The 15,186-nt window shown below is 55.1% G+C and carries 12 protein-coding genes; 6 read left to right on the top strand and 6 right to left on the bottom strand.

Annotated features, from left to right (window positions below):
- Positions 1–24: 24 nt before the first annotated feature.
- Positions 25–1,419 (bottom strand): glucuronate isomerase, encoded by a 1,395-nt coding sequence (gene uxaC, locus DCC81_RS21875; protein ID WP_108688800.1) that lies wholly within the window; start codon positions 1,417–1,419, stop codon positions 25–27.
- Positions 1,420–1,912: 493 nt separating this feature from the next.
- Between uxaC and DCC81_RS21870 the strand changes: the two genes are divergently transcribed.
- On the top strand, positions 1,913–2,659 hold the full coding sequence (locus DCC81_RS21870; RefSeq protein ID WP_108688799.1) for a DUF4397 domain-containing protein: 747 nt from the start codon (positions 1,913–1,915) through the stop codon (positions 2,657–2,659).
- A gap of 53 nt (positions 2,660–2,712) precedes the next feature.
- Here the strand turns inward: DCC81_RS21870 and DCC81_RS21865 are convergent, their stop codons facing one another.
- The 5 genes from DCC81_RS21865 to DCC81_RS25615 form a co-directional block, all read right to left on the bottom strand.
- The gene (locus DCC81_RS21865; protein ID WP_108688798.1) at positions 2,713–3,525 is read right to left on the bottom strand and encodes a hypothetical protein; all 813 of its coding nucleotides are present in this window, start codon (positions 3,523–3,525) and stop codon (positions 2,713–2,715) included.
- A gap of 143 nt (positions 3,526–3,668) precedes the next feature.
- Entirely contained in the window at positions 3,669–4,979 is a 1,311-nt protein-coding gene (locus DCC81_RS21860; RefSeq protein WP_108688797.1) for an APC family permease, read from the bottom strand.
- A 15-nt stretch (positions 4,980–4,994) separates the two neighbouring features.
- The gene (locus DCC81_RS21855; protein WP_108688796.1) at positions 4,995–5,510 is read right to left on the bottom strand and encodes a GNAT family N-acetyltransferase; all 516 of its coding nucleotides are present in this window, start codon (positions 5,508–5,510) and stop codon (positions 4,995–4,997) included.
- Between the two features lie 139 nt (positions 5,511–5,649).
- Positions 5,650–6,564 carry a phosphatase PAP2 family protein gene (locus DCC81_RS21850; RefSeq protein WP_133177763.1) on the bottom strand — a complete coding sequence of 305 codons (915 nt, stop codon included), beginning with the start codon at positions 6,562–6,564 and terminating at the stop codon, positions 5,650–5,652.
- A 71-nt stretch (positions 6,565–6,635) separates the two neighbouring features.
- Positions 6,636–6,812 carry a hypothetical protein gene (locus tag DCC81_RS25615; protein WP_165806693.1) on the bottom strand — a complete coding sequence of 59 codons (177 nt, stop codon included), beginning with the start codon at positions 6,810–6,812 and terminating at the stop codon, positions 6,636–6,638.
- On the opposite strand from DCC81_RS25615, the gene DCC81_RS21845 reads away from it, so the two are divergent.
- The 5 genes from DCC81_RS21845 (at position 6,811) to DCC81_RS21825 (ending at position 15,177) form a co-directional block, all read left to right on the top strand.
- Complete coding sequence (locus tag DCC81_RS21845) at positions 6,811–7,413, top strand: sigma-70 family RNA polymerase sigma factor (protein ID WP_108688794.1); 603 nt, start codon at positions 6,811–6,813, stop codon at positions 7,411–7,413. The two genes, DCC81_RS25615 and DCC81_RS21845, sit on opposite strands and share 2 nt — an antisense overlap.
- A gap of 292 nt (positions 7,414–7,705) precedes the next feature.
- Positions 7,706–8,656: a FecR family protein gene (locus DCC81_RS21840; protein ID WP_108688793.1), complete on the top strand. Its 951-nt coding sequence runs from the start codon at positions 7,706–7,708 to the stop codon at positions 8,654–8,656.
- A gap of 101 nt (positions 8,657–8,757) precedes the next feature.
- Positions 8,758–12,144: a SusC/RagA family TonB-linked outer membrane protein gene (locus tag DCC81_RS21835; protein ID WP_108688792.1), complete on the top strand. Its 3,387-nt coding sequence runs from the start codon at positions 8,758–8,760 to the stop codon at positions 12,142–12,144.
- A 17-nt stretch (positions 12,145–12,161) separates the two neighbouring features.
- Complete coding sequence (locus DCC81_RS21830) at positions 12,162–13,970, top strand: RagB/SusD family nutrient uptake outer membrane protein (protein ID WP_108688791.1); 1,809 nt, start codon at positions 12,162–12,164, stop codon at positions 13,968–13,970.
- 73 nt (positions 13,971–14,043) lie between these two features.
- On the top strand, positions 14,044–15,177 hold the full coding sequence (locus DCC81_RS21825; protein WP_108688790.1) for a glycoside hydrolase family 76 protein: 1,134 nt from the start codon (positions 14,044–14,046) through the stop codon (positions 15,175–15,177).
- Positions 15,178–15,186: the final 9 nt, after the last annotated feature.

The following is a 15,186-nucleotide window of genomic DNA, read 5'->3' as shown; positions in this document are numbered from 1 at the left end:
GTTTTTATTTCAGGTAAATGCCGTTTAGAAACCGAAGTACGATGCGGCATTGTTGTAGCAGATATCCTGCACCATCTTGCCTATCCAGGACATGTCGTGCGGCAGTTCCCCGTTCTCTATTTCCGTGCCCAGCATGTCACACAGGATGCGGCGGAAATACTCATGGCGGGGATACGATAAAAAGCTGCGGGAGTCTGTGAGCATGCCTACGAAGCGGCTCAGCAAACCCGTGTTGGACAAGGCATTCAGCTGATCCGTCATTCCATCTTTCTGGTCCAGGAACCACCATGCAGCCCCGTACTGCACCTTGCCGGGTGTGCTGCCGTCATTGAAGCTGGCGGCAATGGTGGAGAACATGGTATTATCAGCCGGGTTCAGGTTATAGACGATGGTCTTGGCCAGCTTACTTTTGCTTTCCAGCAGGTCCAGGAAGCGGCCCAGGGCGATGCCTTGCGGATAATCGCCAATGGCATCCCAGCCGGTATCCGGTCCCAGCAGCTTGAGCATGCGGGAGTTGGTATTGCGCAGCGCCCCCAAATGGAACTGCTGCACCCACCCTTTCTCCGCGTTCCACTCCGCCAGTTGCAGCATCAGGGCCGATTTGAAGGCAGCTACTTCTTCCGGGGAAATGGTTTGCCCTGCTCTTACCTTGTCGAAGCTGGCGTTGATGCCCGCTGCGGTGAAAGGCGCTACATACAGCTTGTCCAGTCCATGGTCTGCTACCGTACCGCCCATAGCCGCAAAGAAATCATGCCGGTTTTTGAGTGCATCCAGCAGGTCCTGGTAGCGGCGGATGTTAATGCCTGCGGCCGCGCCAAGGCGCTCCAGGTAAGCGTTGTAGTGCTCCGGATCTTCCACTGCCAGGGATTTATCCGGGCGGAAAGCCGGGCGCACTTTGATGTCCAGCCCCTGCAACTGCTGGTGAAATTCCAGGCTGTCTGCCGGATCATCCGTAGTGCAGAGGGTTCTTACCTTCATTTTGCGCAGCAGGTGCTGCACGGAATATTCCGGTGATTGCAGTTTTTCACTGCACACGCGGTAAATGCTGGCAGCACTGGCCGGGCTGAGTAATTCCTGTACATCAAAGTAGCGGCGCAGTTCCAGGTGGGTCCAGTGGTACAGGGGATTGCGCATCGTGTAAGGCACGGTGGCCGCCCATTGTTCAAACTTTTCCCAATCGTTCTTAGCGCCGGTACAGTATGCTTCTGCCACGCCGTGTATGCGCATGGCCCTCCATTTGTAATGGTCGCCATACAGCCAGGCCTGGGTCAGGTTTTCAAACTGCTTGTCGGCCGCGATCTGGTCGGGCGGCAGGTGGTTGTGATAATCGATCACCGGCATGGTGGCGGCGTAATCATGGTACAGCTGGCGGGCAACTTCCCCGCGCAGTAAAAAATCTTCGTCGAGAAATTTTCTCATAACTGAATGAAGTAACGTGGGCCCTTGGGCAGGTAAAAAAATAAGGGCATGGTGGGCGCAGATGGTAGCGCACGGGGACGTGCTGCAGCGCAAGACCTTAGGCCCGGTAAACCGGGGCTAAAAGTAAATAAAAAATGGTCACCCTGTTAATGGGCAGCAGGGTTAAATACGATGGCCTTAGTTAGCCCAGGCGTACGTGAACCCGGACCAGGCACGGCGTGCCGCTCTTCCAGCGCCAGCCGTGTTTCATGCGCCTTCCCGGCATCCCAACCAGGACAACGCAGCAGGCGTTTTCCCGCAACCCTTATTTTTCCGCAGCGCCCGGTAGCGCAGGCACAATGCTTGCTTAAATCGATTTTGTTAAGGATTCCTTAAAAAAATAAACCCTTTGCCCATGCGGCTGTCTATAATAACACCTGCGCGTTACAACCACGGCTGTAACAGCTGTAACATTGTTCCATTGAAATCGCTTAACTGAAAAAAAACCTGCAAAATGAAAACGAGAAACATGCTTGCGATGCTGGGCGTCGTGCTCTTGGGAGGCCTGTTCCTGATTGCTTGTAACAAAGATCATGACAACGATCATCCGAATGTACCCGTGGCCGGGATCATGGCCTTTAACCTGGCCCCTGACCAGTCCAATATCGGGGTAGATCTTTCCGGTGGCGGCTTTATCATTGCTCCCATTTATTACCAAAGCTATACCGGCGGCTACCTGGCTGCATGGCCCGGCCAGCGCAATGTACGTTCGTACAACTACTGGAACGGTACCCTGCTGGCCAGCAGCACCGCGCAACTGGACACGACCCAGTATTACTCCATTTTTGTAATGGGCGCCAAAGGCAACTACCGCAACGTAGTAACGAAAGACAATGTAGACAGCCTGCAAACCGACAAAGGCACGGCCCTGGTACGCTATGTGAATGCAGTGCCGGATTCTGCCGCCCTGCATATCAACAATGGGCATGGCGACGTGCAACTGGCCTTTGGTGGCGTGTCTGACTTTGCCGCTGCCAGCGCGGGCAACTTTACGCTGAATGTAAGCAGCAGCGCGGGGGTAAGCACCAGCCGCACTGTAAGCCTCACGGAGGGAAACATTTACACCTTCCTGCTGTCTGGTATTCCTAATGCAAAAGACAGCACCGCGGTGACGATCAAGTACATCATCAACGCCACGGGTGCCGTAAAGCCGGACACCAAATCTGTGACGGATACAGCCCGTGCACAAAACAGCCTGTAATCTCCATTATCCTGATAAACATGGAGGCCCGCCCTGGTGGCGGGCTTTCGTGTTTATACCTCCTTGTCCTTTAAGGAAAGCAGGTGCAGCGCCATGTAATAAAACAACAGGAAACCAATAGCAGGAATAGACACGAAGTAAGACAAAACATCCAATGGGGTGGGCAATCCCGGTGGCAGGATGGAGAGCACCATGGCCACGATACAGATACCGCCCACCACCCGCGCACTACGCGGTTTCATCCAGCCCACCTGTGCCAGTCCGGCCGCCAGTAACAAGGCGCACAGGTAATACAACAGGCCCGCCACGCTGGCAATTTCAAAGAACAGGTATTTCAAAGGCGCCCATAGGTCCGGCCTTGCCTCCGGTGCGCCGCTCGCCATAAAATGTTGCATGGCAATGGGCAGGCAAGCGCCCCAAAAGGCCATATTGATAATGAACAACGGCGTAGCCATGAAACCCGCAGCCACAGCCAGTTGGCCGCGAAGCCCGGCGCCCGCTTCGCGCAATGCCTGGCCTATAACAGACAGCCCCAGCATCACCGAAATGCTGCCTGCAATGAGTATGGCAAACCGCACTTCCTGTTCCGTGGCCAGCAAGGCCCACCCTTCCGTGGTCTGGGGCGGGCGCCCCATGCCTGCAAAAATGGTAAACGCCACCCAGGGCAGCACCGAGAGCCAGGCAAACGTACGTATTGCCGGCCGCGTGCCGGCGCTCAATATGCGCAGCGCCTGTAACATCAACAGGCTATTCAGCATCCATACGGGTACATAATATTGATACGGGACATGGCCTACGGCAAACGCGAGGATGAGGGCCAGTACTGGCACCATGTACAGGTACCAGCGAGCGATCTTTGGTTGCATTGGAGTTGGGGTTTTATCTTCTGAAGTTAATAAAAAAATTCACACTTCCTCCCGTTAAACCACCCCCAATACTGGAAAGTGGCCACAACGGACATTACCGGTTGTGCACCGCAAACAGGCACCTTACCAGGTAGCACCTGTCGTTACCTTTTAATGATCACAAATTTGTACAAAGGATAAGAAGCCGCGATCATACCCAGCACGATCAGCAAACTGCGGGTATCGCTCACCGCAAAAGCCACCAGTAACGCCAGCGTAACAAGGATGGACAGCCAGGTGGAAAACGGATAGCCCCATGCCCGGTAAGGCCGTGGCAGCAAGGGCTCCCGCCGGCGCAGCACAATGAGGGAGGCAAAGGTAAAGGCGGTGGTGATGTTCATCATAAACGCTGCCAGCGTGAACAATTGCTCAAAAGAGCTTACAATGATCAGCACCGCCGTGATCACGTAACAGATGGCCAATGCCACCCAGGGTGTACCGCCTTTATTCACACGGGTTCCCGCCTGCACAAAAAAACCATCGCGCGAAAGGCCAAATAAAATGCGCGCAGGGATCATCATGTAAGCATTTAGAATACTGAGTAAAGAGAACAGGGAAATGATGACCATGAAAGGGGCGCTCCATTTGCCAAATGCCACGCCAGCCGCATCAGCCGCAGCCAGCGGCGAGCTGGCGATGGCCTGCACCGGCAGTACGTACAGGATGGCGGCATTGATCAGCACATAAATGATCATCAGCATCAGGGCGCCCAGTAAGTAAGCACGGGGCACGCTGCGGCCGGGGTCTTCATTTTCTTCCGCAAAAAATGATACCGACATCCACCCGTCATACGTACCCATGATGAGCTGCAATGATTTGATGATACCCAACACCAGTCCACCCTGCAGCAAAGGCCTGGCCGCCGGCGCAAATCCCCTGGCATGCCCGCTGGCAAAACAACCTACAACCAGCACCAGGAAGAGCAACACTTTGAGGCCACTGGTAAATTGCTGGGTAGCCGCGCCGCCCCTGATCCCGGGCAGGTGGATAGCGGTAAACAACGTCAGTACCCCTAGCGCCACCAGGGTCTTGAAAGGCACCATGGCCGGCCATAACAGTACCGCATACTCGCTGATCACAATACAGAAATACGCCGGCGCAGTAATGTTGCAGATATAATCCAGCCACCCGTTCAGGAAACCTGCATAATTACCAAACGCATATTTAATGTAGTTGTAAGCCCCTCCGGCCTTGGGTAGCATGGCGGTAAGCTCCGCGTACGATGCGGCGCACAGCAGGATGTAAAGCCCCAGTACCACCCAGCACGCCATGATGAGCGGGGCGCTGGGCACCAGGGCTGCTATGCTGCCCGGTGTACGCAAAATGCCCACGCCAATGGTGCTGCCCACCACGATGGCGATGCCAAAGGCTACGCCTAATACTTTCCTGAGTTTGTGAACCGGTTGTACGCTCATGCAGGTGGATAGGGATTAAATGCGCTTGTAATAAAGAATGGTGCCCGTTAGCCCGCCATGCGGCTTCAGGGCATAATCCGGGATAAGGCCGGCACGGATATAGCCCAGCTTTTCATACAGGCCGGCCGCACCCTCGTCTTCCGCGGTATCCAGGTTGATAAGGGACTTGCCATGCTGCTTTGCCAGCTTTTCTGCTTCCAGGGCCAGTGCGCGGGCAATGCCCTTGCCACGGTGTGTTACGGCGGTCATCATCTTAGCCAGTTCGGCGCGGTGGGGCTGGTTAGGCGGGCACTCCAGCAGCAGGGTGAGGGTACCGGCCAGCGCACCATCCAGGAAAGCACCCAGCACGATGCGGCTACCCTCCCCTGCCGCGTGCAGGGAACTTTGCCAGAATGCGCGGGCATCTTCCATTGAAAAGGGATGCATGAAGCTCACAGAACCGCCATGGGCCACCGTTTCCACGATCAGCTCCGCCAGGGCCGCTATGGTAGCGTCGTCATATGCCAATGGGCGGATGGTGAGTTGTTCCATAAGTGCAAGTTAAAAAAAGGGTGGTATCAAATATCGCCTGCGAAATTTTTCCCTTCCGGATGCGAATATTTTCACCAACAGAAAACGGCTGCATCCATTGGGATACAACCGCTTACGGGTATGGATCTCACACTATTGCCTAATGGTATTGCTGCATTTTCAGCGCCAGCTTATGTTCCCGCTCCCGGTAGTGGCGGAATACGCTCTGGGTCACGAAATGCCCCAGGGCCATCCCCACCAGGATATCACTGCTCCAGTGGCGGTTCTCATACATGCGGGTAATGCCCGTAAGACCAGCCACACTGTAGGCCACATACGGCACCCAGGGATAGTCCTTGCCATACAGCTCCGCAAGGGCAGTGGCCACTGTCATCACGGTGTTGCTATGCCCCGAGGGGAACGAGGTATGGTATTTATCTGAACTGAATGGAGGCCTGAAATTCACGTTGCCATCATAATAGGTGGGGCGTCCCCGCCGCACTACGCTCTTGATAGCGGTGTAGATAGCCGTGGAGATCACGAGGGATTTAGCGGCCATCAGGCTGCCGCTTTCCAGCTTACGGTCGTGCAGCACCACCCCGGTAAGGTAGCCCACGCCTATCAGGTAAGGCGCATACGCATTGCCCCAGGGCTCCACCTGGTTGGTAATATGGGTAGTAGTGACCGTCTGGTTATGCATCATGAACTGCTTGATGGAGTGATCTGCCCCAAGCAGCACACCGGTGCCGGCGGCTACGGCGCCAAATTGCAGCCAGTTCTTTTTCTCCCAGTGGGCAGGCCTGGCCACCGTGTATTTCAGGTCTTGCCAGATGCTCAGGAAATAAGTGCTGTTAATGCGGTAAAGCACGGTGGTATCGGCCGCGGTGATGGCGGGGGACCCATGCGGCAGCGTGTCCGTGGGCAGGGTGTCCGTGAGCAGGGTATCCACGGCATTGGGCGACCCTGCCACCGCCCGCGCAAACCCGCTACCAGCAAAGGCGCACAAGCATATTATGATAAAGGCGCTCTTCTTTAATGTGAATGCAGCCAGCATGCAATTGATCGTAACTCTCATCAGGTACAGCGTAAAATTGTCCCGCCGGGGCGGTGAAGCTTCAGGAAAAACCAGCAGCAAATTTAGAATTTCTACAGAATTATTTCGTATTGAAATCGTTTTACCCACAGATCGTACCAGGAAAAGCCCCGTTTGTCACCGGCATGGCCCGCACCGGTTTCAAAAATTACCCATGCCAATTCACCGGGTTTTATTATTTTTCGGCCCTGCCAGATAACAGTATCATTTACTTCTTCTCCCTCTAACATGCACGGGTACGAGTCTTTACCAACTGACGCTGCACTGCTCACTGCCGTGCAGCAAGACGATACGGCCGCCTTCCGGCAGCTGTACGACCGGTATTGGAAAGCCCTGTACACCAAGGCCTGCCAGCGGGTAGACCCGGACGAGGCCAAAGACCTAGTGCAGGAAGTGATGATCTCCCTGTGGAAACGCCGCCAGGAAATATCCCTTCCGTCCGGCGCCGGCCTGGCCCCTTACTTATTTACGGCCATCAAGTACCGGGTGATCAGCCACTTTGCCTTCCAGGCAGGTGAGATCAAAAAAGCCGCGCTTTTTGACATCCTCGACACACCCGCTGCCAGCCAGCTCACGGAGACCAAGGAACTGGAAGCCCGCATTGCCGCGGAAGTGGGCAGGCTGCCTGCCCGCATGCAACAAGTGTTCCGCATGAGCCGGGAACAGGACCTGCCCATCAAAGAAATTGCAGCCCAGCTGGACGTTTCAGAGCAAACCGTAAAGAACCAGCTTACAGAAGCCCTCAAGAGACTGCGTACCGCCCTGGCCCCCAATAGCGCCGGCGAATGGGCCATCCTTTTGTTCTACTTATTCTGTCATATCCGTTCCTGAAAACAATTTCATCCTGCTGTCTACGCCACCTGTGCCCTGCCATATGCAGCTGCCGGCAAATGGGAACAACCACCTGCGCGGCATGCCAACCTGTTTTACCAGCAGGCGGAAAGGGTTACCTGCTCAGCGCTCCAACCTGTTAAAAAAAATCAAACCCGGACTAGTACCTGGTGTACACTACGCATATATGTGAATAAAGCGGTTCCTTCCGGGGCCTGCCACGTATGAAAAAAATTTTCACCAGCACTGGTACTACCAGTCCGTTTTCTGTATAAGCTATAAAACGCACGTTTTGGAAGTAAGAAAGATCCGCCAGCTGCTGCAGCGTTATTTACTGGGCCGGCATACACCTGCTGAAGGCCACGCCGTGGAACAATGGTACCAGCATTTTGACGCCGAAGCACCGGTGCAACTCACCGCGGAAGAGGAAGCCCGCATCAGCGAGGAAATGTGGCAACACATCCGTCCCGCATTGGTGCCTGCTAAATCGATTTTAATCGCCTTCCACCGCCGCCGCTGGGTGCGCACCACCGCTGCTGCCGCAATGGTAAGCGGGCTGGCCCTGGGTGCCTGGTGGTACCGGCAGGCAGGCCCTTCCTCCACCCTGGCCTACCACGAAGTGCATACCCGCAACGGGGAGCAACGCACCCTCCAATTGCCGGACAGTTCCCGGATGACACTCAACGCCGGATCAACCGTACGCATTGCCGACGATTTCCGTGCCCACCGGCACATTGAAGTGGTGGACGGTGAAGCTTTCTTTGACGTGAAGACCAACGCCTCCGCTCCTTTTACCGTGCAGAGCGGCGACCTCCATACCACGGTGCTGGGCACCTCGTTTAACGTAAACGCCTATACGGCACTGCATACTATGGAGATCAGCGTGCGCAGCGGCCGGGTAAAGGTGGAAGGCGCCGGTGGAGGCACTGTGCTCACGCAAGGCAAGGCCCTGCTGCTGGATAAAACAGCGCACACCCTGCGCGTGCAGGCCATGGAGCCGGATGCGCTGGCCTGGCAGCATGGTTCCCTGGTACTGAACGACGCTTCGTTTGCAGACATGGCCGTGCTCATGGAAAAGAACTTCGGCGTACGCATTACCGCTACCTCGGCTACGGTAAAGGCTACACGCTATACCACAGAACTGGATCTCCACATGGACCCCGCACAGGCGGTGGCCGTACTGGCAGCCATTCACCATCTTAAGATCAGCGGCATCGGGAACCAGGTGCTGCTTCATGAATAAATACCGCTTTTGCGCAAAAGCCCGATTTGAAAACTGTAACTGTCACCAAAATTCCATGAACCGGCTACCACAGCCCTCAACCATTTACTAATTCACCACGTATGAAAAGAAAGCCTACACACTTAGTCCGTCAGGCACTCATTGTCGTGCTCTTTTTTACCGTCGCCTTCATGGCGCCGGCCTATGCCGGGCGCGGGCAACTGCTTAAGGATACCCGCGTTACCGTGGCGATCAAAAGCGGTACCCTGGAAACGGCGGTAAAAGCGCTGCAGCAAACTACCCGCATTACCTTTGCTTACGACCGCCAGTTGCTCCGCTCCTATGCAGTGCAAAAATGTACGTTCAATAACGAAGCACTGGAACAGGTGCTCAACAAATTATTCAATAACACCACGCTGGAATGCACGGAGGTAAATCACATCCTCGTGATCAGCCAGCAAACCACGCCACCGGCCCGTACCACCACGGAAAGCCGCCAGGAGATCATCATCTCCGGTACGGTGACCGATGAAACGGGCCAGCCCATGCCCGGTGTAGCCGTGGCCGTGAAAGGCAACCCTACAATGACGGCCACCGACGCCAATGGCCGCTACAAGATCATTGTAGGCTCTCCTGCCGCAGTGCTTTCCTTCAGCTACATTGGCTATGAAACATCGGAAGTAACGGTAGGCTCGCAAACAAACATCGCGGTGCAATTGCAGCGCAATAGTAAGTCGCTGGGCGAAGTAGCCGTGGTAGGCTTCAGTACCCAGCGCCGCATCAGCCTGGTGGGCGCACAATCCTCCATCCGCCCGGTGGAGCTCAAACAGCCGGCGTCCGACATTACCAGCATGCTGGCAGGCCGCATTGCAGGCGTGGTGGGCGTACAGCGCTCCGGTGAGCCCGGCCGCGGCAGCGCGGATATCTGGATCCGCGGCATCTCCACTTTTGGCGGGGGCAACAACTCCCATCCCCTCATCCTCGTGGATGGCGTAGAACGCTCCATCAACAGCATTTCCCCGGAAGACATTGAATCCTTTACGGTGCTGAAAGACGCTGCCGGTACCGCAGTGTACGGGGTGCGGGGCGCCAATGGGGTGATCATCGTAAAAACAAAAAGTGGTAAAGTGGGCAAGCCCCAGATCTACCTGGACTACCAGGAAGGCCAGACCACCTTTACCCGCCGCCCCAAAATGCTGGATGGCGTTACCTACATGCAGCTGGCCAACGAAGCCCTGACCACCCGCAACCACAACCCCATTTACAGCGACGATTATATCCAGAAAACAAAGGACCAGGCAGATCCCCTGCTGTATCCCAACGTGGACTGGATGAACGCGGTGTTCAACAAGCATGGCCACATGCGCCAGGCCAACCTGAATGCCAGCGGCGGCGTGGAGAACGCGCAGTACTATGTATCATTGGGCTATTACAATGAATCCGGCTTCCTGAAAACGGACGCGCTGCAGAAATACAATTCGTCCCTGGAATACAACCGTTATAATTTCACCACGAACCTGAACCTGAAGGTGACCAGGACCACCAAACTGGATGTAGGCGTGCAGGGTTATTTTTCTAACGGTAACTATCCCGGCATCAATACCGGAGATATTTTCCAGAGCGCCATGGACGCCGCACCCGTGGCCTATCCCGTCATGTATCCCGGTGGCTTTGTGCCCGGCCAGAGCGCTAACGGTGGCTTCCGCAATCCTTATGCAGACCTCACCCGCCGCGGCTACCGTAATGAATTTAAGACACAACTGTATTCAAACATCCGCGCCACACAGGACCTGGGCATGATCACGCCCGGCCTCAATGCCACGGCTATGTTCTCTTTTGATACGTATAACCAGAACTTTATCATCCGTTCCCGCCGTGAAGACACCTACTTCCCGGACCAGAACAAACCTTACAACGACGATGGTTCGCTGAACCTGGTAAAGACCTTTAGCGGCGACCAGTTCCTCGGCTTTGACCGGGATGACAACGACCGGCAGACCACCCGCCAGTTCTACACGGAAGCCGCCATCAACTACAACCGTACTTTTGGCAAACATACGGTGTCCGGGCTGGCGCTGTTCTACTCCAGTGACAAGACCAATGCACTGGCCAATGATTTCATCACCTCTATCCCGGAACGCTACCTGGGTTACGCAGGTAAAGGCACGTATTCTTATGATGACCGCTACTTCGCGGAATTTAACTTCGGCTATAACGGTTCAGAACTGTTTGCACCGCAGAACCGTTACGGTTTTTTCCCTGCTGTAGGCATCGGTTGGGTGGTGTCTAACGAAAAATTCTTCCGTCCCCTGGAGCACGCCATTACGTTCCTGAAATTCCGCTACTCCAATGGTAACAGCGGCCTTGGCAGCACCGGCGAACGTTTCCTCTACATCACGAAGCTGAACCAGGATGGCAACCAGGGTTATACCTTTGGCGACAGCAAGAACCACGTGGATGGCATTTACATAGACCGTTACGGTACCAATGTAAGATGGTCCGTATCCAATAAACAGGACCTGGGCATGGAGTTTCATACCCTGAACGACCAGCTGAGCGTGAACGTGGACCTGTTCAAGGAACACCGTACCGGCATCTTCCTGCAACGCGCGTCCAACGTGGCTTTCATGGGATTGCAAAACCAGCAGTATGGTAACCTGGGCATAGTGGACAACAAAGGCATTGACGCATCCCTGGAATACAACACCCATTTTGGCGAAGTAGGTGTACAACTGCGCGGCAACATGACACTGAACAAAGATGTACTGCGGGAAGACGATACACCACCGCAGGCTTATCCCTGGATGAACCATCGCGGCAATAACGTGAACGCCCGCTATGGCTATGTGGCAGAAGGCCTGTTCCAAAGCGATGACGAGGTGGCCAAAAGCGCCGTACCGGGTGACAGATCAACGGTAAAAGCAGGGGATATCAAATACAAAGACCTCAACGGCGATGGCCTGATCAACGGGTACGACGTAACAAAGATCGGTCATGGCGACGTGCCTTCCCTTACTTATGGTTTTGGCTTTACGGTGGATTACAAAGGCTTCTCCTTCGGTACTTTGTTTGAAGCCGTTCAGCATGCAGATGTGTACCTGGGGGGTGACGCTATCATTCCCTTTAATGGCGGTGGCGGCCAGACCAACGCTTATGCGGTTGCAACTGACCGCTGGACAGTGGACGCTCCCAACCCGCATGCCTTCTATCCCCGCCTGGCCTACGGCGAAGCTGAGAACAAGAACAATACACAAACCAGCTCCTGGTGGGTGAAAGACATCAGCTTTATGCGCCTGAAGAGTGCACAGCTGGCCTATAACCTGCCTGCCAGTTTCCTGAAACGCACCCGCCTGCGCGCCGCTTCCATTTACCTGAACGGCATCAACCTGCTTACCTTCAGCGACTTTAAACTGTGGGACCCTGAGATCAATACCCAGGGGGGTAAAGCCAATGGCGCCAGCTACCCGAACGTACGGACCATTGCCGCCGGCATCAATGTTAAATTCTAATTTTTAAGCAACGCGTTATGAAGAAAATATTAGCCATTGCCACCGTGCTGCTGACCATGACCAGCTGCAAACACTACCTGGACCAGGTGCCGGATGACCGGCTGACCATAGATCTTACTTTTCATAACTGGCACAATGCCGAACAATTCCTGGCCAACGTGTACGAACGGGTACCCGATGAATACGGCCAGCGCAATCCCGGCGGTGTGACCAACCGTGGCCTTTGGACCGGCGGCAGTGATGAAGCCGATTACGTATGGGGTTTTGTACAATCCAATGATGTGAATATCGGTAACTGGGATGCCAATTCAGGCTTCGTGGGCGACTACTGGACCAATTTTTACAGAGGCATCCGTGCCGCCAGCGTATTTATCCAGAACGTGGATAAAGTAACCGACCTGGATGCCGGCAGCAAAACCAAGTACAAGGCGGAAGCCCGCGCCCTGCGTGCCATGTACTACTTTTACCTCATGCGCATTTACGGGCCGGTGGTGATCCTGGGCGAAACACCCACACCCGTGGATACCAACCTCCAGATCCCCCGCAGCAGCTTCGACGAGTGCACGCAATACGTAGCCAATGAACTGCAACTGGCGGCCCAGGACCTGCCCACCATGAAGGCACAGCAATCCGGCAACACATCGCAGCTGGGCCACATCACGAAGGACATTGCCCTGGCCTTCCGCGCCACAGCGCTGATGTACAATGCCAGCCCGCTGTACAACGGTAACACGGACCTTGCAGCCCTGAAAAACCAGGATGGCAAACAACTGATCAACCAGGGCGCTGACCCTGCCCGCTGGGCTGCCGCAGCTGCGGCTTTCAAGGATTTCCTCACCCAGTTTGACGGCAGCACCTACAATCTTTATACGGAACGGAAAGCGGATGGCAGCATTGACCCCTATCTTTCCTGCCGCAACGTGACCCTCAAAGACTGGAACCAGGAAGTGATCTTTGAACGCCGCCAGTCTTCCATTGGCCCCCGCCAGTACGAGCTGTGCCCCTACCACGCAGGCGCCTCTTCCGGCGATGTAAGAGGCAGTGGTGGCCTGGGCGCTACGCAGAACATGGTGGACGCTTTCTTTACGGCCAATGGCCGCAACATTGACGATCCGCAATCCGGCTATGTAAAGACCGGCTTCACTGACTTCCAGGCGCCCTCCGATGTAATGCCCAAAAGCACTTACAACCAATGGGTAAACCGTGAGCCCCGGTTTTACGTGGACATCACGTACAACAACAGCACATGGTTAAACAAAGACTTTGGGCCCATTACCACGGAACTGTTCTACTCCGGCAACTCCGGCATGAAAGCCGGCGGTGGCGATCACTCCACTACCGGTTACATTGTGCGCAAAGCCATGAGCCTGGGCAAGTGGGACATAGACGACCGCGGGGTGATCCTCATGCGCCTGGCAGAGATCTATCTCAGCTACGCGGAATGTGAGAACGAAGCCAATCCCAACAGCCCCGAAGCGCTGAAATACCTGAACAAGATCCGGGAACGCGCGGGCATCCCCCAATACGGCTCCGCCACGTTGCCGGCACCCAAATCCGGTGATGAGCTGCGGGAACTGATCCGCAAAGAGCGCCGCGTGGAACTGGCCTTTGAGAACAACCGCTTCTTTGACGTGCGCCGTTGGAAAATAGCCGAGCAAACGGAGAATGGCCCGATGTATGGCCTGAACATCAGCGCAGACCTGCCGGACTTCCTGAAGGTGGTGCCGTTTGAAACCCGCGTGTTCAACAAACGCCACTACTTCTTCCCCATCCCGAACAACGATATCAATAACGATAAACAACTGGTCCAGAACCCGGGCTGGTAGCATCTTTCCGCCGGCAGTGCCTTTTGCGCGCTGCCGGTTTACATTTACACGGAACCATGCTTATCTTCACCCAATGAAACGTACCATGCAAAAACTACTGTTCCTGGTCCCCTTACTGGCCGCAGGCTACATCAGCTGCAGCCAGCAAAAACATGACCCGGCCCCGGTTACACCGGGCAAACCCACGCCCGCCATCGTCAATTACACGGATGCAGACGCCACGGCCGCTTATAACAATTTCAACCAGTACTGCTACAGTCCTTCGGACAAACTATACTACGCCACCACGGAGAAAACCGGTATAGGCGCCATCTGGACACAGGCCGTGTACTGGGACATGGCCATGGATGCCTACAAACGCACCCACAACGCAGACTACCTGCAAAAAGTGAAAGACATCTACACCGGTGGCCTGAACCGGTATGACCAGTATAACTGGAACAACACCACCGTATGGTTTATCTACGACGATATGATGTGGTGGATCATTTCCCTGGCCCGCGCCCACCAGCTTACCGGCAATACGGAATACCTGGACCACGCCAAGGCGGGCTTCAGCCGCGTGTTTGCAGGCTCCTTTGATCCTGCGGATGGTGGCATGTTCTGGGACTTCCAGCACACCGGTAAGAACTCCTGCATCACCTTCCCCACCGTGATCGCCGCGATGACATTGTATAACATCACAAAAGACACCAGCTACCTGGATAAAGCAAAAACAGTGTTCAACTACGGGCGCCATAACCTGTACAACAGCAGCACCGGCCGCGTGGCAGACAACAACATCAAAGGCAATCCGGGGTGGAGCGACTATACTTACAACTACGGCACCTTCATTGGCGCCGCTGTAATGCTCTACCAGCAAAGTAATGACGTTGCTTACCTGGACGATGCAAAGAAGGTGGCAGACTACACGCAGCAGCATCTTTGCGACACTGCCGGTATCCTCCCCGCGGAGGGCGACTGGAATGAGCAGGGGGTGCTCAAAGCTATCTTTGCGCACTACATCATGAACCTGGTGAATGATGGCGGACAGGCACAATACCTGCCCTGGATCCGCAAGAACATCAACACCGCCTGGGGTAACCGCGATGTGGCCAGGGGCCTTACATACCGCAACTACGCCATCCCCTGCCCCACCGGCACCATTCAATCTTATGAGGCCAGCAGCGCCGTGTCTTTCATGCAGGTGTGCCCCCCGGAAAAATAAAGCACTGCA

The sequence above is a fragment of the Chitinophaga parva genome (assembly GCF_003071345.1).
Taxonomy (GTDB): domain Bacteria; phylum Bacteroidota; class Bacteroidia; order Chitinophagales; family Chitinophagaceae; genus Chitinophaga; species Chitinophaga parva.
The sequence above is the reverse complement of the archived record's forward strand: the minus strand, read 5'-3'. Positions and strand labels throughout refer to the sequence as shown.

Bases quoted from the DNA above. Each gene is read 5' to 3' on its own strand.
- DCC81_RS21850 (WP_133177763.1), bottom strand. From the start codon at position 6,564: ATGAGAGTTACGATCAATTGCATGCTGGCTGCATTCACATTAAAGAAG.
- DCC81_RS21835 (WP_108688792.1), top strand. From the start codon at position 8,758: ATGAAAAGAAAGCCTACACACTTAGTCCGTCAGGCACTCATTGTCGTG.
- DCC81_RS21855 (WP_108688796.1), bottom strand. From the start codon at position 5,510: ATGGAACAACTCACCATCCGCCCATTGGCATATGACGACGCTACCATA.
- DCC81_RS21870 (WP_108688799.1), top strand. From the start codon at position 1,913: ATGAAAACGAGAAACATGCTTGCGATGCTGGGCGTCGTGCTCTTGGGA.
- DCC81_RS21845 (WP_108688794.1), top strand. From the start codon at position 6,811: ATGCACGGGTACGAGTCTTTACCAACTGACGCTGCACTGCTCACTGCC.
- uxaC (WP_108688800.1), bottom strand. From the start codon at position 1,419: ATGAGAAAATTTCTCGACGAAGATTTTTTACTGCGCGGGGAAGTTGCC.
- DCC81_RS25615 (WP_165806693.1), bottom strand. From the start codon at position 6,812: ATGTTAGAGGGAGAAGAAGTAAATGATACTGTTATCTGGCAGGGCCGA.
- DCC81_RS21860 (WP_108688797.1), bottom strand. From the start codon at position 4,979: ATGAGCGTACAACCGGTTCACAAACTCAGGAAAGTATTAGGCGTAGCC.
- DCC81_RS21830 (WP_108688791.1), top strand. From the start codon at position 12,162: ATGAAGAAAATATTAGCCATTGCCACCGTGCTGCTGACCATGACCAGC.
- DCC81_RS21825 (WP_108688790.1), top strand. From the start codon at position 14,044: ATGAAACGTACCATGCAAAAACTACTGTTCCTGGTCCCCTTACTGGCC.
- DCC81_RS21865 (WP_108688798.1), bottom strand. From the start codon at position 3,525: ATGCAACCAAAGATCGCTCGCTGGTACCTGTACATGGTGCCAGTACTG.